General features: G+C 40.9%; 25 protein-coding genes. 2 read left to right on the top strand and 23 right to left on the bottom strand.

Going from position 1 to position 24853, the window contains the following annotated elements; genetic code table 11:
* From BLV53_RS04895 to pyrB, 10 genes are all read right to left on the bottom strand, one after another.
* On the bottom strand, window positions 1-666 hold the full coding sequence (locus tag BLV53_RS04895) for a thiamine diphosphokinase (protein WP_090297922.1): 666 nt from the start codon (window positions 664-666) through the stop codon (window positions 1-3).
* Window positions 663-1316, bottom strand: coding sequence for a ribulose-phosphate 3-epimerase (gene rpe / locus BLV53_RS04890; RefSeq protein WP_090297919.1), 654 nt, complete (start codon window positions 1314-1316; stop codon window positions 663-665). The genes BLV53_RS04895 and rpe overlap by 4 nt, the downstream gene beginning before the upstream one ends.
* Window positions 1317-1325: 9 nt before the next feature.
* Window positions 1326-2213, bottom strand: coding sequence for a ribosome small subunit-dependent GTPase A (gene rsgA, locus BLV53_RS04885; RefSeq protein WP_090297916.1), 888 nt, complete (start codon window positions 2211-2213; stop codon window positions 1326-1328).
* A 2-nt stretch (window positions 2214-2215) separates the two neighbouring features.
* Window positions 2216-4084 carry a Stk1 family PASTA domain-containing Ser/Thr kinase gene (gene pknB, locus BLV53_RS04880; protein ID WP_090297913.1) on the bottom strand — a complete coding sequence of 623 codons (1869 nt, stop codon included), beginning with the start codon at window positions 4082-4084 and terminating at the stop codon, window positions 2216-2218.
* A 40-nt stretch (window positions 4085-4124) separates the two neighbouring features.
* Window positions 4125-4844 carry a Stp1/IreP family PP2C-type Ser/Thr phosphatase gene (locus tag BLV53_RS04875; protein ID WP_090297910.1) on the bottom strand — a complete coding sequence of 240 codons (720 nt, stop codon included), beginning with the start codon at window positions 4842-4844 and terminating at the stop codon, window positions 4125-4127.
* 12 nt (window positions 4845-4856) lie between these two features.
* On the bottom strand, window positions 4857-5918 hold the full coding sequence (rlmN, locus tag BLV53_RS04870; protein ID WP_090297907.1) for a dual-specificity RNA methyltransferase RlmN: 1062 nt from the start codon (window positions 5916-5918) through the stop codon (window positions 4857-4859).
* A complete protein-coding gene (gene rsmB / locus BLV53_RS04865) occupies window positions 5897-7168 on the bottom strand; it encodes a 16S rRNA (cytosine(967)-C(5))-methyltransferase RsmB (protein WP_090297904.1) in 1272 nt (423 codons plus the stop codon). The genes rlmN and rsmB overlap by 22 nt, the downstream gene beginning before the upstream one ends.
* A 22-nt stretch (window positions 7169-7190) precedes the next feature.
* A complete protein-coding gene (gene fmt, locus BLV53_RS04860; RefSeq protein WP_090297901.1) occupies window positions 7191-8126 on the bottom strand; it encodes a methionyl-tRNA formyltransferase in 936 nt (311 codons plus the stop codon).
* Between the two features lie 100 nt (window positions 8127-8226).
* A complete protein-coding gene (locus tag BLV53_RS04855; protein WP_090297898.1) occupies window positions 8227-8664 on the bottom strand; it encodes an aspartate carbamoyltransferase regulatory subunit in 438 nt (145 codons plus the stop codon).
* A 12-nt stretch (window positions 8665-8676) separates the two neighbouring features.
* On the bottom strand, window positions 8677-9591 hold the full coding sequence (pyrB, locus tag BLV53_RS04850) for an aspartate carbamoyltransferase (RefSeq protein ID WP_090297895.1): 915 nt from the start codon (window positions 9589-9591) through the stop codon (window positions 8677-8679).
* Window positions 9592-9687: 96 nt separating this feature from the next.
* On the opposite strand from pyrB, the gene priA reads away from it, so the two are divergent.
* Complete coding sequence (gene priA, locus BLV53_RS04845; protein ID WP_090297892.1) at window positions 9688-11919, top strand: replication restart helicase PriA; 2232 nt, start codon at window positions 9688-9690, stop codon at window positions 11917-11919.
* Window positions 11920-11951: 32 nt separating this feature from the next.
* Entirely contained in the window at window positions 11952-12452 is a 501-nt protein-coding gene (gene def / locus BLV53_RS04840; RefSeq protein WP_090297889.1) for a peptide deformylase, read from the top strand.
* Between the two features lie 73 nt (window positions 12453-12525).
* On the opposite strand, the gene BLV53_RS04835 is transcribed toward def, so the two are convergent.
* From BLV53_RS04835 to atpG, 13 genes are all read right to left on the bottom strand, one after another.
* Entirely contained in the window at window positions 12526-14166 is a 1641-nt protein-coding gene (locus BLV53_RS04835) for a GH25 family lysozyme (RefSeq protein ID WP_090297886.1), read from the bottom strand.
* 131 nt (window positions 14167-14297) lie between these two features.
* On the bottom strand, window positions 14298-14498 hold the full coding sequence (locus BLV53_RS04830; protein WP_090297883.1) for a DUF6472 family protein: 201 nt from the start codon (window positions 14496-14498) through the stop codon (window positions 14298-14300).
* Window positions 14486-14662, bottom strand: a complete 177-nt coding sequence (locus BLV53_RS16980; protein WP_170830757.1) for a hypothetical protein — start codon at window positions 14660-14662, stop codon at window positions 14486-14488. Before BLV53_RS16980 ends, BLV53_RS04830 begins: the two co-directional genes overlap by 13 nt.
* A 1-nt stretch (window position 14663) precedes the next feature.
* Entirely contained in the window at window positions 14664-15158 is a 495-nt protein-coding gene (locus tag BLV53_RS04825; protein ID WP_334292407.1) for a COG2426 family protein, read from the bottom strand.
* 28 nt (window positions 15159-15186) lie between these two features.
* Window positions 15187-16251, bottom strand: a complete 1065-nt coding sequence (locus tag BLV53_RS04820; protein WP_090297880.1) for a pyridoxal phosphate-dependent aminotransferase — start codon at window positions 16249-16251, stop codon at window positions 15187-15189.
* A 38-nt stretch (window positions 16252-16289) separates the two neighbouring features.
* On the bottom strand, window positions 16290-18089 hold the full coding sequence (locus BLV53_RS04815; protein WP_090297878.1) for a L,D-transpeptidase family protein: 1800 nt from the start codon (window positions 18087-18089) through the stop codon (window positions 16290-16292).
* Window positions 18090-18189: 100 nt separating this feature from the next.
* Window positions 18190-19059 carry an Hsp33 family molecular chaperone HslO gene (gene hslO / locus BLV53_RS04810; RefSeq protein ID WP_090297875.1) on the bottom strand — a complete coding sequence of 290 codons (870 nt, stop codon included), beginning with the start codon at window positions 19057-19059 and terminating at the stop codon, window positions 18190-18192.
* Window positions 19059-19802, bottom strand: a complete 744-nt coding sequence (locus tag BLV53_RS04805) for a class I SAM-dependent DNA methyltransferase (protein WP_090297872.1) — start codon at window positions 19800-19802, stop codon at window positions 19059-19061. The genes hslO and BLV53_RS04805 overlap by 1 nt, the downstream gene beginning before the upstream one ends.
* A 6-nt stretch (window positions 19803-19808) precedes the next feature.
* Window positions 19809-20852, bottom strand: coding sequence for a DUF6709 family protein (locus tag BLV53_RS04800; protein ID WP_090297869.1), 1044 nt, complete (start codon window positions 20850-20852; stop codon window positions 19809-19811).
* Window positions 20853-20884: 32 nt separating this feature from the next.
* Window positions 20885-21829: an alpha/beta fold hydrolase gene (locus BLV53_RS04795; protein ID WP_090297867.1), complete on the bottom strand. Its 945-nt coding sequence runs from the start codon at window positions 21827-21829 to the stop codon at window positions 20885-20887.
* 172 nt (window positions 21830-22001) lie between these two features.
* Window positions 22002-22424, bottom strand: a complete 423-nt coding sequence (atpC, locus tag BLV53_RS04790; RefSeq protein ID WP_090297864.1) for an ATP synthase F1 subunit epsilon — start codon at window positions 22422-22424, stop codon at window positions 22002-22004.
* A gap of 3 nt (window positions 22425-22427) precedes the next feature.
* Window positions 22428-23825 carry a F0F1 ATP synthase subunit beta gene (gene atpD, locus BLV53_RS04785; protein ID WP_090297861.1) on the bottom strand — a complete coding sequence of 466 codons (1398 nt, stop codon included), beginning with the start codon at window positions 23823-23825 and terminating at the stop codon, window positions 22428-22430.
* A 2-nt stretch (window positions 23826-23827) separates the two neighbouring features.
* Window positions 23828-24853 carry an ATP synthase F1 subunit gamma gene (gene atpG / locus BLV53_RS04780; RefSeq protein WP_090297858.1) on the bottom strand — a complete coding sequence of 342 codons (1026 nt, stop codon included), beginning with the start codon at window positions 24851-24853 and terminating at the stop codon, window positions 23828-23830.

Below are 24853 nucleotides of genomic sequence, written 5' to 3'. Positions count from 1 at the left end.
TTAGTCACGAGTCTCCATAACAATAAGGTATCCAGACTCAATGGTAATTTCCGCATAAGAAGAAGTTTTCACTTCATTGCTCACAGTAAGAGTGTCAAACCCCTCTAAGGTTTTGTTTGTAACAGGATATTTAAAACCTGTCATAGTCAAACCTGTAACTGGTCCCATAAATGGAAATACAGATACGTATTTGCCAAATTGAGTCTCTGGCTCTACTACGTAGGTTTCACCCGGAGTTATCATCTCTATATGATTGTGACTGTCCACTATTATAACTGCACGTTCGCATTTTGCACCCATACCCATCAGATGGAAATTGCCTATGGTATGGTCTAATCTGCCACCTGTGCAACCAATCATATAAATTTCATCGCCTGGGTTGGTGACTGAAAATGCATGATTAAGTGCAACCTCTACATCAGTATCATCCTTTATTGGATTAAGCTTAACCATCTCTATTCCTGCAGACTTTGCACGATTTTGTGCAGCATCGTCTACAGAATCAAAGTCCCCGACTAACACCTTGGGAGTGATGCCAAGTGCTTCACATGCCTCATATCCCTTGTCACAGGCTATGATATATAGCGCGTGGTTGTCTATATACTTAATATAGCTTTTTGTAAATTCTTTATCTATTTCCCCTCCAGCTACAATTAAAACTGTCATCTCATCTTCTCCAACAAATTCTTAACATTATTCTGTATATCGCCGTTGAATACAGCAGAACCAGCTACGATAATATTGGCGCCTGCCTCTAAAACATCATCTATTGTATTCTTGTTGATTCCACCATCAACTTCTATATCAAGCTTTAATTTCTTCTCTCTACAGATTAATGAAAGCTCTCTGATTTTGTCAATAGTGTAAGGAATAAGGCTTTGCCCGCCAAAGCCTGGATTGACTGTCATAATGAGAACCATATCCACTTTTTCAAGAACATGGATGATATTTGAAACTGGAGTAGCAGGATTTATGGCAACACCAGCCATTACTCCACAGCTTTTTATTAAATCGATTGTAGCATCCAAATGCTTGCAGGCTTCTGCATGAACTGTGATAATATCTGCTCCTGCCTCTGCAAACTCCTTAACATAGCGCTCAGGGTCAACAATCATAAGATGCACATCTATTAATCTGTCTGTATCTTTCCTTATAGATTTCAACACAGGCAGTCCAAAGCTGATGCTAGGAACAAACATGCCGTCCATTACATCAAAATGGACGTATTGTGCTCCTGCTTCGTCTATAAGACCTAACTGCTCTTTAAGTATACCAAAATCTGCTGATAAAATTGATGGCGCTAAACATCTTTCCATAATACTATCCTACCTATATTTGTTATTTTGTTGTTCAATCATCTCAGAATATATCTGTAGATAGTTTTCATAACGACTGGCTGCTATCTCCCCGGCTTCAACTGCAGCCTTTACACCACAGTCCGGCTCTTTATTATGGGCACAACCTGTAAATCTGCAATTGGCTGCAGGCTCTATAAACTCTGGAAAAAGAGTATATAAATCTACAGCTTCAACCTTTGGTACAAATAGTGATGAAAACCCTGGAGTATCCATTATGTAGGAATCCTCGCCTATGTATAAAAGCTCAGAATGACGGGTGGTATGTTTACCTCGCCCTATCTTTTCTGAAACTTCACCGGTTTCCATGCTTTGACCTTCGGTCAAAAGGTTTACAATGGTGCTTTTCCCAACTCCTGATGGGCCTGCCACTGTAGTAGTTTTGCCCTTTAGGATTGATTTTATCTGATCTATTCCAGCTTCATGTTTGGCACTGGTGAAAATCATTTTATATCCGGCTGGCTCATAAGTGCTTCGCATATTAGAGGTGAAATCCTCATCTGCCAGGTCGTCCTTGTTAAAACAAATAACAATTGGAAGCTGCTGTTCTTCCATCATACATAAAAATCTGTCCAAAAGATTCAGATTTGGTTCAGGGTTTTTAGTAGCAAAAATGAGCAATGCCTGATCTACGTTTGCCACAGCAGGTCTGATGAGCTCAGACTTTCTGGGTAAGATACTAATCACATTGCCCGTTTTCTCATCCTCGGAAATGACATCTATTTCAACATCATCTCCTACAAGAGGTTTTATTTTATCTTTCCGAAAGGCCCCTTTGGCCTTGCATTCGTATACGCCAGACTCTGCTACCTGAACGTAGTAGAATCCAGCGATACCTTTAATTATTTTACCTATCATATTTAGTTTGCTGTTCCCTGAACAGTTTGTGTTGTGCTTTCTGTCTTGTCGTCAAGATTGATTGTAGTACCATCCTCAGTAGTAAAGGTCGGTGTGTATGTAAGCTTTACTGTAAGACTAGAAACCTTAACCTCAGAAATGTTGATAGAGCCATTCTTTGGAATTGTGCCTGACTTGCCAAGCTCTGTAATCTCATATTTGCATTCGCCTTCATAAGGGTTGGCGATGCTGTAGCTATATGTAGTCTCCTTCTTTCCCTTGCTGATGGTAAGAGTGATTGAAGTATTTTTTGCTACCTCCTGACCAGCTGAAATAGACTGGCTGATTACCTTGCCTGAAGCAACATCATCAGAAAACTCCTGGCTTGTGCTTGTAACTACGATGCCCTTTTCATCAAGAAGCTTTGTAGCATCTGCCTGTGAAAGACCGATTACTGAAGGAACAGCTACTGTTTCTTCCTCTTCTGGCTCCTCAGTTGTTTCTGGTGCAGTCTGTGTGTTTGAAGAGCTGTTAGATGAATTATCTGCTGTCTCGCCCTTGCCTGCTACAGTAATTCTAAGTGTATCGTTAAGAGAGAATTCCTTGCCTTCTGCTACTGACTGATTGATGATAGTTCCCTCTGCTTCATCACTGGCTTCCGTTGAAACTACAACATTTTTCTCATTAAGTCCTAAATCTTCAAGCTGACCTAATGCTTCCTCATACTGAGTTCCTACAAGATTTACCATTGTAACTTTTTTAGCGCCAAAGCTAAATACGCCAGCAACATTTCCTAATATCGCTACCAAAATAGCTACAATAGCAATAGCTGCAACGACACCTGAGATTGTGAGAATGCGGTCCATCCTAGACTCATCCTCGTATTCGTCATCATCGTAATCGTCTTCGTAATAATCGTCGTCGTAGTCCTCTTCCTCATCATCGTAATCATCCTCGAAGGTGAGGGCCTCTGCTGCTCTTTTGGTAAGTGACTCTTCCTGCTCTGGTGTAGGCTTTCTCATAACCTGAGTCTTGCCAAGGTCACTTTCAACGATTGTAACAAAATCCTCATTTGGGCTAACAAGAGCCTTCTTTAAGTCTACTAACAAGTCTGAAATTGTGGCATAACGTCTGTCTGCCTTTTTCATTGTGGCTTTAAGAATGATTTTTTCTAGTGAAATAGGAAGTTCTGGAGCATATGCTGAAGGTGCTACCATTTCCTCCTGAAGATGCTGAATAGCAACTGCCACTGTATTATCACCATCGAATGGAACACGGCCTGTAACCATTTCGTACATTACGATACCAAGGGAATAGATATCGCTTTTTCCATCAACGAAACCATTTCTAGCCTGCTCTGGTGATGAATAGTGAACTGAACCCATCACATCGGCATGGATGGTGTTTGAGCTTGCTGCTCTGGCAATACCAAAGTCTGTAACCTTTACTTTGCCCTCTGTTGAAATGATGATATTCTGTGGCTTGATGTCACGATGAATAATCCCCTTTTGATGAGCGGCTTCAATACCACGTCCCACCTGAATGGCGATACTGATGGCTTCTTTAAAATTAAGTTGCCCCTTTTTCTCAATATATGTCTTAAGAGTGATGCCCTCTACGTATTCCATAACGATGAAATACATGCCATTTTCAGAGCCTACGTCGTATATATTAACAATATTTGGGTGCTCAAGACCAGCTGCTGACTGAGCTTCTGTTCTGAATTTAGCAACAAAGGTTGCATCCTCGGAAAATTCCTGCTTTAAAATCTTGATAGCTACTTCACGACCAAGGATATGGTCCTTGGCACGGTACACATCAGACATTCCGCCTGAACCAACTCTGTCAATTATTTCATATCTATCTGCAATAAAAACACCTTGTGTAATCATGTATTCTCCTTTTAAACCTTTAATTATATACTCCGCAAAACTATTCTATAATTATAACTGAGATATTATCTTTCCCGCCGTTACTGTTCGCCAATCTAATCAGTTTTTTAACTCTTGTAATAAGAGTTTCATCTGAGGTGACAATAGAGTATATTTCCCTGTCATCAACCATATTTGTAAGACCGTCAGAACAAAGTAATATCTGCTCGCCACCTTTAAGGGCAACATCGAAATAGTCTGGTGTGACCTTTTTCTCTGCACCGATGGCTCTGGTAATCATGTTTTTACGTTTGTCAGTTCTGGCATCGTACTCATCCAATTCGCCGGTACGAACCAATTCCGCTACAACTGAGTGATCCTTTGTTATTTGCAAAAGCTTTCTGCTGGTGGCTACATATAGTCTGCTGTCTCCAACATTTGCCACGTAAAGATGGCCTTCGATAACCGTGGCAATAACTAAAGTGGTACCCATTCCAGCCTTTCCTGGATCACTTAACGCCTCAATATTTATTATTTGGTTAGCTGATTGAATTGCCTGTTCAAGAAGCTTGATAGGCTCTGATTCTCTAGAATTTAGAACGCTGTTTACAACCGTTTCAACACATTTGGCAGAGGCATAATCTCCTGCAAGTTCTCCGCCCATACCATCCGCAACAATGTAGAGATTAGGAAGATTCCCTACACTGCTGTCGCTAAAATAAACGGTGTCCTGATTGACCTTGCGCCTAATTCCGACATCAGTTATACCGTAACTTATCATTTAAAATTCCCTTTATCTTTCAGATAGTGTATCCATCTTTCGCTTTCTTAATTGTCCACAAGCCCCGTCAATATCGCGGCCCATTTCCCTTCTAATAGTAGCATTATTCACATATTTTTCAATCTTTTTTTGGAATGCATAGGCTCTGTCCATAGATGGGCTGACAAAATCTCGTTCCTTGATTGGATTAACCGGAATGAGATTAACATGACAGTTCAGATGTCCTATAAGCTGACCTAATTCTGCTGCATCCTCGTCTCTGTCATTGACACCTCCCACCAAGGAATACTCAAAGGTAATGCGGCGACCTGTTTTTTTGAAGTAATACTCGCAGGCATCGATAAGCTCATGAATCTCGTATTTATTGGCTATAGGCATAAGCTCTGCACGCTTTTGTTGATTAGGGGCATGTAAAGAAATCGCCAAAGTGATGGTTAAATCCTCTTCTGCAAGCTGCTTGATGCGAGGCACGATGCCACAGGTACTGACTGTAATATTACGCTGTGAAATATTGAGACCATTTTCATCGGAAAGAAGTCTTACAAACTTTACAATATTGTCATAGTTGTCCATTGGCTCACCAGTACCCATGACTACAAGGTTTGATACTCTCTCACCGGTATCTCTTTGGATGGCATAAATCTGACCTAACATTTCTGATGGTGTCAGATTTCTAACCCATCCATCCAAGGTTGAAGCGCAGAAACGACAGCCCATTTTGCAACCAACCTGAGAGCTGATGCATACAGAATTGCCATGCTTGTAGCTCATCCAAACACTTTCCACCATCTGACCATCAAAAAGCTCAAACAGGTATTTTCTGGTCCCATCGATTTTAGAAACCTGCAAATCAATCTGCTTTAATGGATGATAGTTACAGTTTGCTTGAAGCTTTTCCTTTAGGACCTTTGGGATGTTTTTCATTTCATCATAGTTTAATGCTAAATGCTGATGCATCCACTCATAAAGCTGTTTTGCTCTGAATTTAGGCTCCCCCAGCTCTTCTGTAATATAATCTGTAAGCTCTGTTAAATTCAATGACCGAATATCGGTTAATTCTTTTTCATTACACATATAAAAAATCCGTCGTGTTCCTTGTCAGGGAAAAGCTGAGTCATCTTTTCCATTTTAAATTCTGGATGTGATGACAAAAAGTTTTCCACCTGGTTTTCATTTTCATCTTTATTAATAGTGCAGGTGCTGTAGCAAAGAGTTCCGCCTGGTTTTACATAGCGGCTAACTGTATCTAAAATCTGCTGCTGCAACGCTGCAAGTTCCTCTAATGACTCTTTGGCCTGATTGTATTTGATGTCAGGCTTTTTTCTGATAATTCCAAGGCCTGAACATGGCAAATCCGCAATTACTACATCATATGCATTTTCAGCGTCCTGGTCAAATTGGGTTGCATCCCACTTCTCGGCACCGACATTTTCAAGGCCGATTCTTGCGATGTTTTCATTTATCAGGCTGACCTTTGCATCTGTCAAGTCACGTGCCAAAACACTGCCTTCACAGGCAAGCTCGCCGCAGTGAAGTGCCTTTCCACCAGGGGCTGCGCAGACATCTATTATTTTATCTGTGGATTTCACCCCGGCATAATATGGAACCAACTGAGATGAATAATCCTGTACATAAAACAATCCCTGATTGAATTCTGGAATAGCACTCAGTGAATCATATTCTGAAATGTAGCAGGCACTTTCAACTGTATCACATTTACGAACTACAACGCCAGCCTGGCTTAACCTTTCTGCAAGCTCATCTCTAGAAAGCTTTGAAAGATTCACACGTATGCAAAGCTCCTGTGGCTCATAAAAGCCCTTTAGGATTTCTTCTGTCTGTTCCTTGCCGTAGTCTAAGTTCCATTTATCCACAATCCACTGTGGCATTGAATACTTTATCCACTGTTCGTCTATAGTTATATCCGATTTCTTGCGGGAAATGTTACGAAGTACACCATTTATAAACCCAGACAGACCTGAAAATCCACGTTTTTTGGCTAGTTTAACGTATTCATTGCAGGTGGCTGAGTCCGGAACTGCATCCATATAAAAAATCTCATAGACACCCATTCTCATCACAGTGCGAATAAGTGGCTTCATTTTTTTGACTTTTGTTTTTGAAAAACTATCGATAATATAATCTAACTGGATCTTGCGTTCTACAGTACCATTCACAAGACGATTGATAAATGCTCTTTCGTTTTTATCCAGATATGAATATTTATCAAGTACAGCTTTTAAATAAATATGAGAAAACTGCCCATGCTCCAATATCTCTATTAAAGTATCAAGGGCGATTTCTCTGTTGCTGATTCCTGCCATTTAATATCCTCTTAATTAATTATTATTCTTTGCTTAAAGAGAATGTAGCTCCTGTTTCAAGGGCATAGCCTCTTAAGAAATCTCCTGCTGCCATGCGCTTTTTGCCTTCAAGCTGAAGTTCACATACTTCAAGAGCCTGATTGCCACATGCCACTGTGAATCCATTTTTATCTACCGAAATAACAGTGCCCGGCTCACCTGTTTTATCTACCACTACGGCCTTCCATAGTTTGACTTGCTTGCCGTTTAAATATGTAAAAGCTGATGGCCATGGATTTAAGCCCCTGATAAGCCGCTCAATTTCTATGGCAGACTTATTCCAATCAATATTACCCATTTCCTTTTTAATCATGCCCACGTGTGTAGCCTGTGCTTCATCCTGAGGAATTGGAGTGATTTCTCCACGCTCTAGGGCTTCGATAGTTTTTACTGCAAGCTGTCCACCATCGATGGCAAGCTTGTCAAAAAGGCTTCCTCCTGTCTCATCGGCCGCAAGCTCAATTTCTGATTTAAGAAGCATATCGCCATCGTCAAGACCTGGTCCCATGAGCATTGTGGTGTTGCCAGATATTTTTTCACCGTTGATTACTGCCCACTGAATAGGTGCAGCACCCCTGTATTTTGGAAGAAGTGAGCCGTGTACATTTACACAGCCAAGGCGAGGCATATCAAGGATAACCTTTGGTAATATCTGTCCGAAGGCTGCCACTACAAATACATCAGCCTGATACTGCTTTAAATATTCCACCGATTCCTCAGCTCTGATTTTCACTGGCTGATATACCGGGATGTCATGCTCCACTGCGAACTCCTTTACTGGAGTAGGTTGAAGCTTACCGCTACGGCCCTTTGGCTTGTCTGGCTGGCTGACAACAAGAATTACTTCATGGCCTGCCTCATATATAGCCTTTAATGTCTCCACCGCAAAATCCGGTGTACCCATAAATACAACTTTCATCTATAAAATCCTTTCAAAATGCGCACAAAAATAAAACGTCCTAAAACGATACAATTAGTGTACCATTTTAAGACGCTTTTGTACAATTCATATGGAGTTACTATTTCTTACCTGTGTATTTCTCCTCACAATATTTGCAACGGTATACTTCGTTTTCTTCATCTGTGAGAATAAATATCTGGTCAAGCCCCTGCTCTACTGTGCTTATGCATCTAGGATTTTTGCAGGAAATAACATTTTTAATCTCCTTTGGAAGAGCAAGCTGGCGTTTTTCCACAATTGAGTCATCTTTGATAATATTGCAGGTGATATTGTGGTCAATGAAGCCCAATATATCCAAATCCACACTCTCTATCGGACACTCTATTTTAATGATATCCTTGCGCCCCATTTTGTTGGATTTAGCATTCATAATCATGGCAATTGTACAATCACAGCCAAGCTGTGCCAAATGCAAATCATTGTATATGGTCATGGATTCTCCAGCCTTAATGTGGTCAAGTACGAATCCCTGATGAATTCCACTTATATTTAACATTCCTATTTCCTCCTATACCAAATCCAGCAGAGTTAATATCAGAGCCATTCGTATATAAACTCCGTATTTTGCCTGAGTGAAGTACATTGCTCTTGGGTCATCATCCACAGCTACTGAGATTTCGTTGACACGTGGAAGCGGGTGCAGCACCATCATATCTTTTTTAGCAAGACGCATTTTTTCTGGAGTAAGAATAAAGAAGTCCTTTAATCTAATGTAGTCTTCCTCGTTGAAGAAGCGCTCTCTTTGTACTCTGGTCATGTATAGGATATCAAGCTCACCCATGACATTATCTAAAGAATCTACTTCCTCGTATTCGTATCCGTTTTTCTCCAAAACATCTTCCCTGATATATTCTGGCACCCTCAACTCTTCTGGCGAAATAAGGATAAATTTGATACCAGGATAACGAACAAGCGCGTTAATAAGAGAATGAACTGTACGTCCAAACTTTAAATCACCGCAAAGTCCGATGGTAAGGTCTTTGATTTCACCACGCAATGAACGAATGGTAAATAAATCGGTAAGTGTTTGAGTTGGGTGCTGATGACCACCGTCACCGGCGTTAATAACGGGAATAAGAGATCGCTGAGAAGCGACTAATGGAGCGCCTTCCTTTGGATGACGCATAGCGCATATATCTGCGTAAGAAGAAATGACGCGAATAGTATCAGAAACACTTTCGCCTTTTGCTGCTGAGGATGAATCAGCTGAAGAAAAACCAAGTACAGAACCACCAAGATTTAACATGGCAGCCTCAAAGGAAAGTCTTGTTCTTGTACTAGGTTCGTAGAAGCAGGTGGCAAGCTTTTTGCCGTGGCACTTTTCGCTGTAATTCTGCGGATGATTTTTGATATCATCGGCCAGGTCCATAAGCTGCTCCAACTCCTCTCTAGAAAAATCTAGAGGGCTCATTAGATGACGCATAGGTATCCTCCCTGAATATGATTATTACTGTTCAAAATCAATTCATTTTACCATATTGAATACAAAATGAAACCCTTTTATGCTAAAATATTTTTCATGAAATATGCAGATATTATTATCGATATCTCCCATGAGAGATTGGACAAAACATTTGAATATATAGTTCCAGATCAGCTTGAAGGTCAGGTTGCTGAAGGAGTTCAGGTAGTTATTCCCTTCGGTCAGGGCAATCGTGCTATCACTGGATATGTAGTCGGCCTTCATGATAAGCCTGAATTCGATGTCACAAAGCTGAAGCCTATTGCGCGAGTTGTAAAAGATAGTATTGCAATAGAGTCTCAGCTTATTTCTTTGGCTGCATTTATCAAACGAAATTATGGCTCAACGATGAATCAGGCTCTAAAAACTGTCATCCCTATTAAAAAACGTGAAAAGGATAAGTTTAAAAAGGAAATAAGCCTGAACGTATCCGTTGACCAAGCCAGGATTGAGCTTACAGAACTTCTTACTAAAAAGAATCATGCAGTAGGCAAAGAACGCTTACTCAAAGAGCTTTTAGAGATAGATGTTTTAGACTGGGAGCTTGCAACTAAAAAGTTGAATGTTCCATCAACAAACATTCGAGACCTTGAAAAAAGGGGAATTATTAAAATCGAAGAGGTTCGCACCTTTAGAAATCCACATATTAATAAAAATGTTACACCGAAGCACATTATCCTCAATGAAGAACAGGAATCTGCCGCAGAAAAAATAAAGGCAGATATAGATACAGGACGAAAAAAGACATATCTGATTCATGGCGTGACAGGTTCCGGCAAAACAGAGGTCTACATGGATGTAATGGAACATGTTATATCCATGGGACAGCAGGTTATTGTCCTCATCCCTGAAATTGCACTGACATATCAGACGGTAATGAGATTTTACACCAGGTTTGGAGACAAGGTCAGCATATTAAACAGCCGCATGTCACCAGGTGAGCGATTCGATCAGTTTGAACGTGCAAAATCAGGAGATGTGAGCATAATGGTAGGTCCTCGCTCTGCTTTGTTCACACCATTTACAAATCTAGGCCTTATTATAATAGACGAGGAGCATGAACCAAGCTACAAATCCGAGGTAGTTCCACGTTATCATGCCAGAGAAACTGCTGTTTTCAGAGCGCATCTTGCCGGTGCTTCTGTTATATTAGGTTCTGCCACCCCTAGCCTTGAGGCTTACAGCAGGGCTATGGCGGGCAAATACGACCTTATCACTCTAAATAGGCGCGCTAAGGGCCAGGATATGGCAAGTGTTGAAGTAGTAGATTTACGTGAAGAGCTAAAAAGTGGTAATCGCTCAATGCTTAGCCGCAGACTTTTAGAGTTAATGGCTGATCGATTAAATAAAAAGCAACAAATCATGCTGTTTCTTAACAGGCGTGGTCTTATGGGCTTTGTTTCTTGTAGAGCCTGCGGCCATGTGTTAAAATGTCCTCACTGCGATGTGGCACTTCACCTCCACAAGGATGGCACCATGAAATGTCACTACTGTGGATTTACATCTATGGCCACCAAAACCTGCCCTAGCTGCGGCAGCAAATATATCGGCAGCTTCAAAGCTGGAACACAACGTTTGGAGGAAATGGTTAAGCAAGCCTTTCCACAGGCCAGAGTTCTTAGAATGGATGCGGATACCACAAAAGGTAAGGATGGACATGAAGAAATCCTGTCTACATTTGCAGCCCACGAGGCTGACGTGCTTATAGGCACCCAGATGATTGTTAAGGGTCACGATTTTGCAAATGTCACGCTGGTTGGCATTGTTGCAGCAGATATATCATTAAATGAATCTGATTATCATAGCGGCGAACGTACCTTTCAGCTACTTACTCAGGCTGTTGGACGTGCCGGCCGTGGAAGTGAGCCAGGTATCGCTGTCATTCAGACCTATCAGCCTGATAACTACGCTGTAGTCACATCTGCCTCACAGGATTATGTCAGCTTCTATGAGCAGGAAATCGCTTATAGGCGATTATTATCCTACCCACCCTGCTCTCACATTCTTGGCATACAGGTTAGCTCAGCGAATCAAAAAGACGCTATTAACCAGGCGGATATACTTGCTGATTTGATTAAAAGAACTGATAATGAGATTAATATTTTGGGTCCTGAGGATGCCTACATAGGCAAGCTAAAGGATGTTTATCGCAGGGTGATTTATTTGCGGGATACTGATTACAGACGTCTTGTGTACATCAAAGATGTAATCGACAGATTTTTGCTTGAACAAAAGCAATACAGGAACACTATGACATGGTTTGATTTTGATCCAATTAACACTTTATAATATAAGCCCACTGGGTATAGAAAGGAATTATTATGGCATTATTAGAAATTAGAGAATGGGGTAAGGACGATGTACTTTTAAAGGTTTGTAAGCCTGTAAAGACTCTTACTCCTCGTTTAAAGACTCTTATTGAGGATATGTATGATACAATGTATGATGCAGATGGTGTTGGTCTTGCTGCTCCACAGGTTGGAGTTTTAAGACGAATCTGTGTTATCGATGTTGGTGAAGGCCCTGTTACTCTCATCAATCCTGAAGTTCTTGAGACTTCTGGTGAACAGACAGGAAATGAGGGCTGTCTTTCAGTTCCTGGCAAAACAGGTCAGGTTACTAGACCTAATTACGCTAAGGTAAAGGCTCTCAATGAGGATATGGAAGAGATCATCGTAGAAGGTGAAGGCCTTATGGCACGTGCACTTCTCCACGAAATTGACCATCTGGATGGTAAGATATACACAGAGCTTGTTGAAGGACAGCTTTATGATGTGGAAGATTTAATGGAAGAAATTGAAGATGAGGATGAAGAAGCATAGAAATAGATATGTTTCTTAATACTATATTTAATATTTAAAAAGCTCCCTGGCTAATTTGTCAGGGAGCTCTTTTTTATTTTGTAGTTGGTGCTGGTGCAGATGCAATAACAGCACCTGTTTCATCAGTCTGATATAACCATTTACCAATCTGAACTAATTGATTAACAACAAGCTTTCCATCTACGCCGAATAGATACTGAGCTTTGCCAATCTTTACTGTCTGAGCTGTTACAACCTTTCCATCCTTGCCTGCATAATAAATGCCATCTTTTTCCTGAATGAGGCCTGTAACCATAACACCATCAGCGCCGAAGTAGTAAACTCCATCACCAACTGCCTGCATTCCTGTAAGCATCTTGCCATCTGGGCCGAAATCATAAATCTTGCCATTTGCATTAACAAGACCAACCTGCATCTGTCCGATTTCATTGAAGTAATATACTGCTCCATCGATAGCTGCAAGACCTGTTACGCGATGAGCGTCTGTTGGATCCAAATAGTAAGCTCCTGTGGCATCATTCCACCATCCCTTGTAAAGCTTACCATTGTCATTTGGATTGAACATATATGTTAAGTGATTAAGCTCAACCCAACCTGTCTGAAGGAGTCCCTGCTCGTTAAAGTAGTATGTGTCGGTATCAATGCCAGCAAGCCCAATAACCATATGACCATCAGTTGGGTCTAAGTAGCGTGTTCCTACTGCCGGGTCTGTCCACCATCCTGTATAAAGTTTACCATTATCATCTGGGTTAAAGAAGAATGTATTACCACCTAAATCTAGCCAACCTGTCTGAAGCTGCGCAGCATCGTTAAAGTAGTATATTCCCTTGTCGATAGTGTTAAGACCTGTTACTGCATTTGCTGTACCCGGCATAAAGTAATATGAACCAGTTTCATCAGCAAACCAACCTGTAGTAACAATACCTGATGTTGGATCTGTGTGGTATTTAACACCTGCTACATCTACCCAACCGAACTGTCTACGGAAATTGTTAAAGAAAAACAGGTTTCCAGCACCATAATCGCAAAGTCCTACCTGAGGAATGAAGGCTGCATAATCCTTGACCGCCATATTCATATCAACTCTGCCTGCGATACCAGGTACTGCGCCATTTGAAGAATACTGCCAGATAGTCCAACCTGCTATGTCGTTGTGATCAGAATACTGGGCGATCCATTTTTCTGCTACAAGAGCTGATGTAAAGTGTGTCTTGTAGAAATTGCTATAGGTGTAAAGAAGAGGTGTGTAACCAGCCTGAGAAATAATGGTGCAGAATGTATTTGCAATTGCAGTACATGTATTTGCATCAAGTCCCTTTTGTACACTATCCTCAATATCAAATGCTATTGGGAAATTAATGTTGTAAGGAGCTATCCACTGAAGAACAAGATTAGCTTCCTGCGCAGCGGCCTCCACAGTAGTTGCATATGAATAAATATACGCACCTGTACGAATACCTGCTGCCTGTGCTCCAGCTACATTTTTTGCAAAATAAGGGTCGATACCACTTTTTACACTACCAACCTTTAAAAATGCATAGCTAACACCAGACTGTGCAACTGATGTCCAGTTAATGTTACCCTGGTACTTGGATACATCGATACCCTGAATTCCAGCTGCGTTTGCTGAAATTGGCGAAGAAAAAGCCATCACTGTAGCCAAGGCAAGGGCAGTAAATGACTTAAATAAATTACTTAATTTTAATCTTTTCACCGCATTACCCTCCTAAAAAATCTAATTTAATATTATCACATTTTCCTTTTTTTGTTTCTAAATAATTATGAAGATTTTATGTAAAAATCTTTTGTAAAAATAAAAGGCAATAGAACTTTTGCCTACCGCCTTTACATTTGGTGTCGTACCACCTTATATTCATCTCCATTTACAAAATATGGGCATTCGCTGTAATGTCCGGATACTAGTCTTACATAGTCGTCTTCGTCCATATCCATTTCGCAATAATACTGCTCATCTTCCTCGTCCCAGACAAAGTTATTGCAATACTCACAGGCTGTCTGCCCCTTTTTCTTTGCTACATTAGCCATCTTGCAAGACCTCCTAAAAGAACAGCTGCCATTGTGGCCATAAGCATAATGGCATACTGAAACTGCTGATGTGTATGACCCCATTTTGTATTTGAAATAAAAATGTAGATAACCAGGCCTGCCATTATGGCCGCCACGTTAATCAACATACTTGCTGTGTCCATACTAAGCTGTTACTCCTATGAATGCACCAAGACCTAAAGTACAAAGTAATCCGATAATGCAACCTGCTAGTGCTATACCACCTATTACAGCAAGGACTGATGATTTAAAATCCATATCAAGAATTGATGCTGCAAGTGTACCTGTCCATGCTCCTGTGCCAGGAACTGGAATACCTACGAATAAGAGAAGTGCTAAAAAGAGACCACGTCCTGCTTTCTCCTGAAGCTTCTGTCCACCCTTCTCGCCCTTTTCAAGGCAAAAAGTAAAGAACCCACCTATCACCGGCTTATCTTTTCCCCACTCAAGTACTTTACGAGCAAAGAAATAAATGATTGGCATTGGAAGCATGTTACCAATGGCAATTAATACATATGCCAGTAAAAGGTTGAAGTTAGGATCTGCAGCCTTGTATACATAAGCGTATGGAATAGCTCCTCTAAGCTCTACCAAAGGCACCATTGAAACAAAAAATACTGAAATATACTTAAACATTATACAACTCCTTAGTATTAATATATGATAACTAGCGTCCAGCTATAATCTCTTTTACTGACTCTATGAAAGCAGCCATTTCTTCATCAGTTCCGATACTAATACGCAAATAATCAGCAATGCGTGCAGGCTTAGAAAAATGACGAACAAATATGCCGCGCTTCTTAAGCTCTTCAAAAATATAAGTAGCACCCACACTTTCATGTTTTGCAAAAATAAAATTGCTCATGGATTCAGGAAATGTAAAACCAAGTTCTAAAAGCTTTTCCTTTGTCCATTCACGGGTAACTATTACATCTGCTACTCTAGCCTTGAAATAATCATCATCCTGAATAGACGCAACACCAGCCGCAAGTGTGATGGTATCCATAGTGTAGGAATTAAATGAAAATTTACAATCTGAAAGATATTTAATAAGTTCTGCTGAACCTATAGCATAACCAATACGATTGCCTGCCATAGCTCTGGATTTAGAGTATGTACGAACCACAAGAACATTATCGTATTTACGTGTAAGGTCAAGGCAAGACTGTGATCCAAAATCCACATAAGCCTCATCAATAATCACTACACACTCCGGGTGTGCAGCTACAATGTTTTCGAAAAAGCTTACTGGCTCAGCGACACCCGTAGGGGCGTTAGGATTTGGAATAACTATGCCTCCACATGGTGATGTATAATCGCTGGATTTGATTTTAAAATCAGCATCAAGAGGCTTTTGTACATATGGTATTCTGAATAAATCTGCCCAAACATCATAAAATGAATATGTGATATCTGGGAAAAGTACAGGCTTATCAGAATTAAAAAATGTAAGGAAACTCATTGCAAGAACATCATCAGAGCCTACACCTACAAATACATTTGAGGAATCTACACTATGATAATCCGCGATAGCTGATATTAAATCAGCACACCCTGGGTCAGGATACTTGCGAAGGGAATCCATCGAAACAGAAGCTATGGCCTCTGCAACCCTTGGGCTTGGTGGGTATGGATTTTCATTGGTGTTGAGTTTTATCACTCTGCTAAGCTTTGGCTGCTCGCCAGGTGTATAAGGTGTAACACGACGAACTGATTCTTTCCAACTTGACATCTTTATTCTCCTTACGTAAGCCTTATCTACAAGTAACATTATTCCTGTGGGAGAACCACCTCAGGCTGTGCAGTGGCATCTGGTGCAGGTGCAACCTGTTCAGGTGTAACTGCTGGTGCTGCTCCATCTGGACTGATTGTTTCCTCTGTGCCTTCAGTTGAAGGATCAAGCATTGGAGCAAACTGCTGTTTTATAGTTGCAAGTGTTGTCTCTGCATTAACCAAAGTCTGGTAATTTGTAACAAGGGCTTTTTGTTCTTCAGTAAGCCCATTATATTTCTGACGAGCGGCAGCGATTTTTGCTTCAGAAGATAAGCTAACCTCTCCTATATCTGCAATCATATTGATAACATCTATCTGAGGATTACTGATCTTGAAGTTCTCTTCTTCCTCATCTCCAGTGTAGAAAACAAGCACTGGCCATCCTGCCTCTACTATGCCGTATATTTTTTCAGCTGCTGAAAGTGGAAGATTTACGCAACCGTGGCTGCCACCGTTTTTATATAAAGTTCCACCAAACTTTGAACGCCATGTAGCATCGTGAAGTCCTTCGCCCATATTAAATGGCATCCAGAATTTTACATGAGACTCGTAGTTATCGCCTTTAAGTGTCGCATCCTTTTGCTTGTATGCGATTGGGTAAACACCGGTATGTGTTCCATGACCCTTTGACACATTTCCAGATACACAGGCTGTATCAAATACCATTTCGCCGTCTTTGTATACATATACATGTTGAGTTGTAAGATTGACCTCAACGTAGGAATTGCCATAGTCTTTTTCCCCATGACTGGTGCCCTTGTAAATATAAGTGAAATCTCTGGTAACATCCTCTCCAGCCTCAAGATCAGAAATGATTTGATCGATTTCACCCTCGTATGCAATACGCCATCCAAAGGAACCTGCTGGAACAGTGATTTCCTGTCCAGAAGAGGTGGTGAATTCTTTCTTTTTACCATAGGTGTTGTATTTGTCACCCATGGAATTTACATATTCACCGATTGCATCTCTATTGAATGATATATCAAAGGTCTTTTTATCCCAAGTAAACCAGGTAGCCTTTGTGTCTAACGGAATTTCTTCAGTGATGCCTTCGCCTAAATCATAGTGAATGTCTGTATCAAGGTATTTATTAAGCTGGTCCTTTGCTTTTTGAATCTTTTTGTCGTCAGCCTTGACATCTGGCTTGTTATAGCAGGTACCATCTGTAAGATTTATGACAGTCTGGAGATTTTCGACCGCATAGATGATAGCTTCTTCAACGCCCTCTTCATCGATAACGTCGCCATATACCTCATCTACAATTTCGAATTCTTTGCCGTTGAATTGGATGTAAGCATCCTCAGACTCTTTAGTGGATTTCTGATGAGAGAAATCAAGGCTGCTTGCAACTTTTTTGACTTCATTGGCATCGTAAGAGTTACCCGTCTTAGTATAGTATTCTGCTGGAACCAAAAGACGCCCAACCCAGTTGAAGCCTGTCTGGCTGTCAAGCAGTGTCTGCACCTGATCAACCTGATAGTTTACATCTACACCTAAATCAGCTGCGCTTACTTCGTTGACTACGTCGCCATCAGCGTTTTCAAAGGTGATAGTGTATTTATCAGCGTTGGTAAGGATTTTGTCGTAGGTGCTCTGAGCACTCCTAAAAGATGCGCCCACACCATTTACCTTACTGCGGATGTAGAAATGACTTGAAAAGAAAAGGCTGCCTGCTAAATACACAAATAAAACAATGCCCACGCCTATTTCAACCTTGAGCATTGTTTTTTGTTTATTGTAATAGAATCTATTGAATTTGTTTTTCTTATGAGCTTTCTTTAACTTTGACCCACTCATTTTCTTTCCCTCTGAATTATATAATCTTTCCGTGTGATAGTTTACAAGAAAAGCGGGCGTAAAATCAACTAAAGTTTTGCGTCAAACCTTCCTATAATCATTAATTTTTCCTAAAGCTTTTTAGCTCATCAATAGTAAACTCATATGCCTCGTTACAGAACTGGCATTTTACCTCTACTGGCTTGCCATCAGCAATGATGTCATCCATATCTTCTTTACCTAAAGATGCAAGGCTTTTGATAACTCTGTCACGACTGCAGTCGCATTTGTAAGCAGCTGGATAAGTCTCCATTACCTGTAAATCAAGACCTGCTAAAACAGTTTCAAGCATCTGTTCAGGGGTCTTGCCGCTAGAAAGCATGTCGGTAACTGATGGAAGGGTCTTAAGATTCTCCTCGATCTGAGATATGACCTCATCTGATGTAAATGGCATAAGTTGAACTATGAATCCACCAGCACAATTTACCGTGTTATCCTTGTTCATAAGTACGCCTAGACCTACTGTTGAAGGAATCTGTTCAGAAACTGCGTAGTAGTATGTCAAATCCTCTGCAATTTCACCAGTCTGAAGCTCAACAGTCCCTACATAAGGCTCCTTTAAGCCCATATCCTTGATCACTCGAAGAATTCCAAGGTCGATAGCACCGCCTACATCAAGCTTGCCGTTCTTTGGTGGTAAATCGACTACAGCCACATTAGGGAAGCCCTTTACCTCGCCCTTGCTATTGGCTGTAACTGTAATACCTTTCATTGGACCTGAGCCCTGAATCTGAAGAGTAACTAAATCATCCTCTCCTTTGAGCATTACACCCATCATAGAACCAGCAGAAAGCATACGCCCCAATGCTGCTGTTACGATTGGGGATGTATTATGGCGTGTTCTAGCCTCTTCTACCATATCATGGCTTGTGATGGCAAATGCTCTGATTGCGTCATTTGCTGCTGTTGCTCTAACTATATAATCACTCATTATTTTGTTACCTCTCTTGCTATAAAATACAATCTATCACTGTCCTCTTTTGGAGAAGACATAGTAGCTACATCAAGAACATCAAGAAGCTCCAGACCGCTTGCTTCTATGGCACTTATAACTTCATCCTTTGTGAAGGCGTGCTGTAGATGCTCCTCTTCAAATCTATCAAAGGTGCCATCCTCGTTTTCCTCATAGATAGTAAGGAAATAAGCATTGTCTCTGGTTGAAGGGTCGTAATCATTTTCCCAGATAAAGCTTCCTTCCTCACGATTCTCAGCTATTGTTTTAATGCCAAGCTGCTCATAGAAATGCGCTGTTTTAATATCAAAAATGAAGAGTCCCTTTGGATCTAAATAGTTATTAACGAGCTTGCACACCGTCAACAATTCATCTGTATCCCTGAGATAATTGATGCTGTCACAAAGGCTGACTACGGCACCAACTGTTCCGTAAAGCTCAAACTCTCTCATATCCTGACAAAGATAAAGGATTCCAGCGGAATCCTCTCTGGTCATAGCCTCCATCAGCATATCGTAGGAAACATCGATGCCTATCATGTCATAGCCAAGGGACGCAAGTCTCCTTGTGATTTGACCTGTACCACAGCCCAAATCGCAAACGATTTCCATTGGCATATTGTATTTTTCAAATAATGTCTTAATATTTGCAGTCCATGTGTCATAGGGAACATTGTCCATGTATCTGTCGTACACAGCTGCAAAGCTTGAATAAGCTTCCATCTTATACTATACCCTCTTAGATAAAAAGCCACTTATCTTTCTAATAATATCAAAATCGTTTTGTATTTCCTCAACCTTGAGACGATTTTCCTCTGAGAAACCAACAAGAATGTCATGATTAGCCTCAGCCAGGTAGTCCATAATACCATCTATATCACTTTTAATGTTTTTAGGACACTTGATGTAGTGACGCTTTCCAGCAGTGATATATAGTGTATATGTGATAGAAAAGTGATGCCACAAAAATTTGTGCATGGTGGAATATTTGTAAATCCAAATTATAGCATCAATAGGAACAATGGCAACACCATAGCTACTGGTTTCGATGAAATAGTGTTCTGTAATAAACATGTCCTCAGTGGCAAGCTGTGGCAATGTAGCCAATTCTTCCTCTGCCTCAGCCAAAATCTCAGATGGCTTTCCATATGCTCTGGTCTTTTGCACAGGTATTGATAATACAGGAAATGCAATAAATATACAACAAACAATTATAAGAATGATGCTGTATGCTGCAAATAAAATGAAAAATAATTCAAAGGCCTGTGTTGTAATACCTGTAGCATCAGGCTCAGAAATGGTGTAGGAGGATACTGTGGATAATATTCCATCCTCATTCCAGTTCAAATCTCTGGCCAGATTTGTCAGAAGATTTCTGGCAGCCTGAGATTCATATAGGATTTCCCCCTTGATGGTGACCTCATCGATTGTAGGGGCTCCCTGCTCACAGGTATCAGGGGTAAGCAATACTATTACGCACTCTGAATTAAGCATGGTGTAGTAATAATATCCCCTGGTATTATCCAGCCACTTGCTGGTGTAGCCTGTAAAATAAAGATTCTTTAAATCGAATCTGGCATATACTTCCTTGTTGTTGTAAATCTGATACAAGCTAACATCCTCAGCCTTATAAGTCTTTGGAATCAATAGATGCCATATCGGAAATACACCTGAAAGAACCAACAAAAGCAATAAAAATATGATAGGAGCATATAGCCTATTTTTGTAATATGTTTTTATTGACCTTGTAATCAGATGCTCCAGTGAATCCATATCTACTCCGATTAAAATTTTTCGATTAAAAATTATCTATGTGCTTCAAGCCATTGATAGATATCTTCGCAGACCTGCTGTCTATCAAGTTCATGTAATAGCTCGTGTCTATCATCTTTATATAGCTTTAAAATTACGTCTTCAATTCCCGCTTTTTTTAATGCGTTGGCGGCAGCAGTTGTACCTTTTCCAAGATTTCCAACCGGATCAGAATCCCCTGAAATAACAAGAATTGGCAGGTTTTTTCTAATCTTTGAGACACACTCTTCAGAGCAGGCATATTTAGTTGCTTCGCCCAGCGCTTTATAAGCGTTAAGTGTAAATAAAAATGTGCAATATTTATCGTGATAATATTTTTCTACGCTTTTCACATCTTTAGAAAGCCATGATTTACTATAATCCTTGCCATAACAATCAAACTGCTTGTATGGAGCACTATACGTTAAACTCTGAATAAATCTGCTTCGATAATTTCTGCCTTTTAACAGGGAAAGAACAGCTATTGCAACAAGACCTACATTGCAAAAACCTGCAGACTCCTGACCAGTCCCCATAATTATGGCACCACTAAGCTTTTCAAGATATGCAGCCCTTACAGAAAGGAACTTTCTAAGCATATAAGAACCCATGGAATGTCCTAAAATAAAATATTTAATGGAAGGATATGCCTTTCTGGTCATTGAAAAATGTGTGTAGATATCCTCCACCATAAAATCTGATGGATGCTTGCCTGACATAACTCCAAGCTCATCATCATTTGCAACGGAATGTCCGTGGCCTATATGATCGTGACCTACTACTACATAACCTCTCTCTGCCAAAAAAGTGGCAAGCTCATCGTATCTTTCTATGTAATCAACCATACCATGCACCAACTGTAACACGGCTATGGGTTCACACTCTGGAATCCATTTTCTGCAGTGAATCACGGAATGTCCATCCGACGAATTAAAATTATACTCCTCTTGTTTAACCATAACATTACCTCCAAAAACCCCTTAAGTATTACCTATTTTAGAGCATTTAGGGGTGGGTTACAATAATAAAAAAAGGCTTTCAGTTTTTAGAAAGCCTTTAGGTACGGTGCACCTCATCCGGCCTTCGGCCACCTTCCCCTTAAGGGGAAGGCTGTGAGTATTGAAAGCCGTTTTATATTTTATACATATTCTTTGCGCCAGCGCCTTTTAGACGGGCCATAGCGCGAGCCATATTGTTTGTAGAAATCATGTAATCGATACGGCTCTGTTTCTGCTGAAGCTGTTCCTGAGCACGCTCTAATGCTTCCTGCGCGCGGTAGGTATCGATATCCTCTGGACGCTCACATGAGTATGCCACAATCCTTACTGAACCATCTGGCTCGACTGTGACAAGACCATCTGAAACAATAGCCCTACGCCACTCATTGTCCACCTTAAAGCGAATCTCTCCAACTTCTACAATGCCTGTCATAGGCTCGTGATGGTTTAAAATACCAACTTCACCGCCCACACCCGGGACTATAACCATCTCGCATGGACCATCATAAAAAACACCATCACAGGCAATAACTGTAAAATTAAATAATGATGCCATAAGCTACTCCTTTGCAAGAGTCTCAGCCTTTGCCTTAACATCTTCGATAGTACCAACGTTAAAGAAGGCTGCTTCTGGATATTCATCCATATCTCCATTTAAAATAGCCTTGAATCCACGGATTGTTTCCTTTACTGGAACAAACTGTCCCTTAACACCTGTAAAGTTCTCAGCTACTGAGAATGGCTGTGAAAGGAAACGCTGTACCTTACGGGCACGATATACTGTAAGCTTGTCCTCGTCTGAAAGCTCTTCCATACCAAGGATAGCGATGATATCCTGAAGTTCCTTGTACTTCTGAAGAATTTCCTGAACACCACGAGCTGTGTTGTAGTGCTCCTCACCAAGTACATCTGGCTCAAGGATACGTGATGTAGACTCAAGTGGATCTACAGCTGGGTAAATACCCTGCTCAACAATCTTACGTGAAAGAACTGTTGTTGCATCCAAGTGTGAGAATGTAGTTGCTGGAGCTGGGTCAGTTAAGTCGTCCGCTGGCACATATACAGCCTGAACTGATGTGATAGAACCACTTGTAGTTGAAGCAATTCGCTCCTGAAGCTCACCAAGGTCATTTGCAAGTGTAGGCTGATAACCTACAGCAGATGGCATGCGACCAAGAAGAGCTGAGACCTCAGAACCTGCCTGTACAAAACGGAAAATGTTATCAATGAAAAGAAGCACATCCTGATGCATAACATCACGGAAGTATTCAGCCATTGTAAGGCCTGTCTCAGCAACACGCATACGTGCTCCTGGTGGCTCGTTCATCTGACCAAACACTAGGGCTGTCTTGTCAAGAACTCCTGATTCTGACATTTCTGTCCAAAGGTCATTACCTTCACGGGAACGTTCTCCAACACCTGTGAAGATTGAATAACCACCACTTTCTGTGGCGATGTTGTGGATAAGCTCCTGAATAAGAACTGTCTTACCTACACCGGCACCACCGAAAAGTCCGACCTTACCACCTTTAGCGTATGGAGCAAGAAGGTCGATAACCTTGATACCTGTCTCTAACATTTCAACAACAGGGCTTTGATCCTCGAATGTAGGAGGCTCACGGTGAATGCTCCAGTGTTCCTCATTTTCAAGTGTCTCGCCACCATCAAGAGTGTCACCAAGTACATTGAAAAGACGACCAAGTGTCTTCTCTCCAACTGGTACAGTGATGCTCTCTCCTGTTGCAATAACATCCATATCACGGCAAAGTCCCTCAGATGGAGCAAGAAGAATACATCTTACTACTCCGTCACCAATGTGCTGAGAAACTTCCATTACACGCTTTTCATCCCCTACCATAACGTAAAGGGCATCTCTGATGGCAGGTAAGTTATTATCTGTGAATTCTACATCGACTACAGGTCCTGAAACCTGTACGATTTTACCTTTTAATTTCATATCTATCCTTTCACTGCCTTTTTCTTTGCTTTTTTCTTTTTAAGTGCTTTTGCTCCACCGATTACCTCAGTAATCTCCTGAGTAATCTGAGCCTGACGCACTCTGTTGTATTCAATAGATAGCTCACGAAGAATAGCCTGAGCATTGTCTGTTGCTGACTGCATAGCCATCATTCTGGCATTTTCCTCACTGGCCGAGCACTCAACCAAGGCACCATAAATGAAACCTGTAAAGTTGTTGTGAACCAGCTGTTCCAAAACTTCTTTTAAAGATGGATAAAATGGGAACCACTTGTCACCACCCTTAGAAAATGCCTCCATCTCATAACTGTTGATAGAGTGAACATGCTTGATACCAGCCTTCATTTCTGAAGCTGCCTTGCCTGTTCCTTCAACATCATCCTGAATCTCTTTAACCTTTTCCCTGATGAATTTCTGAGTCTTAAGAGGAAGAAGACGTTCTACGCAAGTCTCCTCGGTAACAGAATTAAGCATCTTTGTGTAGATGATATCAATTCTATCAAGCTCACCCTGATTGTATTTTTCAATCATGTACTCAGAGATAACTCTGGCTCTATGCATTGATGGGTTATTAGATGAGAAATGGAAATTTTCATCTACGTTGTAGCCGCCATTCAAAAAGAATGCACGTCCCACCTCACCAACTACATAAAGCATGTATTCATCTTTTGAAAGGTTTGAAATTCTCTCAAGAGTCATTTTGATGGCATTGTGATTGTACGCACCTGCCATGCCTTTATCACCTGTGAAAACAACAAAGCCACGACGCTTCGTTGTCTCCTGCTCATCCTCCACACGATTATCAAAATAAATGTGTCTGATATCAGGGAAATGAACCAGGTTTTCAGCAAGCCCCTGCTGCACAGCTTCAAAGAAAGGCTCTGTAGCCTGAAGCTTTGATTTTGCTTTGCGCAGCTTCATAGAGGACATCATATACATGGCATTTGTAATCTTCATGGTATCCTGAATACTATTTATTCTATTCTGGATTTCCTTTGTGCTTGCCAT

This window comes from Pseudobutyrivibrio sp. ACV-2, assembly GCF_900107545.1.
GTDB lineage: Bacteria > Bacillota > Clostridia > Lachnospirales > Lachnospiraceae > Pseudobutyrivibrio.
This window is presented reverse-complemented; position numbering and strand designations above follow the sequence as displayed.

Excerpts from the sequence above, each read along its gene's own strand:
- BLV53_RS04895 (WP_090297922.1), bottom strand. The coding sequence starts at position 666 with ATGACAGTTTTAATTGTAGCTGGAGGGGAAATAGATAAAGAATTTACA.
- rpe (WP_090297919.1), bottom strand. The coding sequence starts at position 1,316 with ATGGAAAGATGTTTAGCGCCATCAATTTTATCAGCAGATTTTGGTATA.
- rsgA (WP_090297916.1), bottom strand. The coding sequence starts at position 2,213 with ATGATAGGTAAAATAATTAAAGGTATCGCTGGATTCTACTACGTTCAG.
- pknB (WP_090297913.1), bottom strand. The coding sequence starts at position 4,084 with ATGATTACACAAGGTGTTTTTATTGCAGATAGATATGAAATAATTGAC.
- BLV53_RS04875 (WP_090297910.1), bottom strand. The coding sequence starts at position 4,844 with ATGATAAGTTACGGTATAACTGATGTCGGAATTAGGCGCAAGGTCAAT.
- rlmN (WP_090297907.1), bottom strand. The coding sequence starts at position 5,918 with ATGTGTAATGAAAAAGAATTAACCGATATTCGGTCATTGAATTTAACA.
- rsmB (WP_090297904.1), bottom strand. The coding sequence starts at position 7,168 with ATGGCAGGAATCAGCAACAGAGAAATCGCCCTTGATACTTTAATAGAG.
- fmt (WP_090297901.1), bottom strand. The coding sequence starts at position 8,126 with ATGAAAGTTGTATTTATGGGTACACCGGATTTTGCGGTGGAGACATTA.
- BLV53_RS04855 (WP_090297898.1), bottom strand. The coding sequence starts at position 8,664 with ATGTTAAATATAAGTGGAATTCATCAGGGATTCGTACTTGACCACATT.
- pyrB (WP_090297895.1), bottom strand. The coding sequence starts at position 9,591 with ATGCGTCATCTAATGAGCCCTCTAGATTTTTCTAGAGAGGAGTTGGAG.
- priA (WP_090297892.1), top strand. The coding sequence starts at position 9,688 with ATGAAATATGCAGATATTATTATCGATATCTCCCATGAGAGATTGGAC.
- def (WP_090297889.1), top strand. The coding sequence starts at position 11,952 with ATGGCATTATTAGAAATTAGAGAATGGGGTAAGGACGATGTACTTTTA.
- BLV53_RS04830 (WP_090297883.1), bottom strand. The coding sequence starts at position 14,498 with ATGGCTAATGTAGCAAAGAAAAAGGGGCAGACAGCCTGTGAGTATTGC.
- BLV53_RS16980 (WP_170830757.1), bottom strand. The coding sequence starts at position 14,662 with ATGGACACAGCAAGTATGTTGATTAACGTGGCGGCCATAATGGCAGGC.
- BLV53_RS04820 (WP_090297880.1), bottom strand. The coding sequence starts at position 16,251 with ATGTCAAGTTGGAAAGAATCAGTTCGTCGTGTTACACCTTATACACCT.
- BLV53_RS04815 (WP_090297878.1), bottom strand. The coding sequence starts at position 18,089 with ATGAGTGGGTCAAAGTTAAAGAAAGCTCATAAGAAAAACAAATTCAAT.
- hslO (WP_090297875.1), bottom strand. The coding sequence starts at position 19,059 with ATGAGTGATTATATAGTTAGAGCAACAGCAGCAAATGACGCAATCAGA.
- BLV53_RS04805 (WP_090297872.1), bottom strand. The coding sequence starts at position 19,802 with ATGGAAGCTTATTCAAGCTTTGCAGCTGTGTACGACAGATACATGGAC.
- BLV53_RS04800 (WP_090297869.1), bottom strand. The coding sequence starts at position 20,852 with ATGGATTCACTGGAGCATCTGATTACAAGGTCAATAAAAACATATTAC.
- BLV53_RS04795 (WP_090297867.1), bottom strand. The coding sequence starts at position 21,829 with ATGGTTAAACAAGAGGAGTATAATTTTAATTCGTCGGATGGACATTCC.
- atpC (WP_090297864.1), bottom strand. The coding sequence starts at position 22,424 with ATGGCATCATTATTTAATTTTACAGTTATTGCCTGTGATGGTGTTTTT.
- atpD (WP_090297861.1), bottom strand. The coding sequence starts at position 23,825 with ATGAAATTAAAAGGTAAAATCGTACAGGTTTCAGGACCTGTAGTCGAT.
- atpG (WP_090297858.1), bottom strand. The coding sequence starts at position 24,853 with ATGGCAAGCACAAAGGAAATCCAGAATAGAATAAATAGTATTCAGGAT.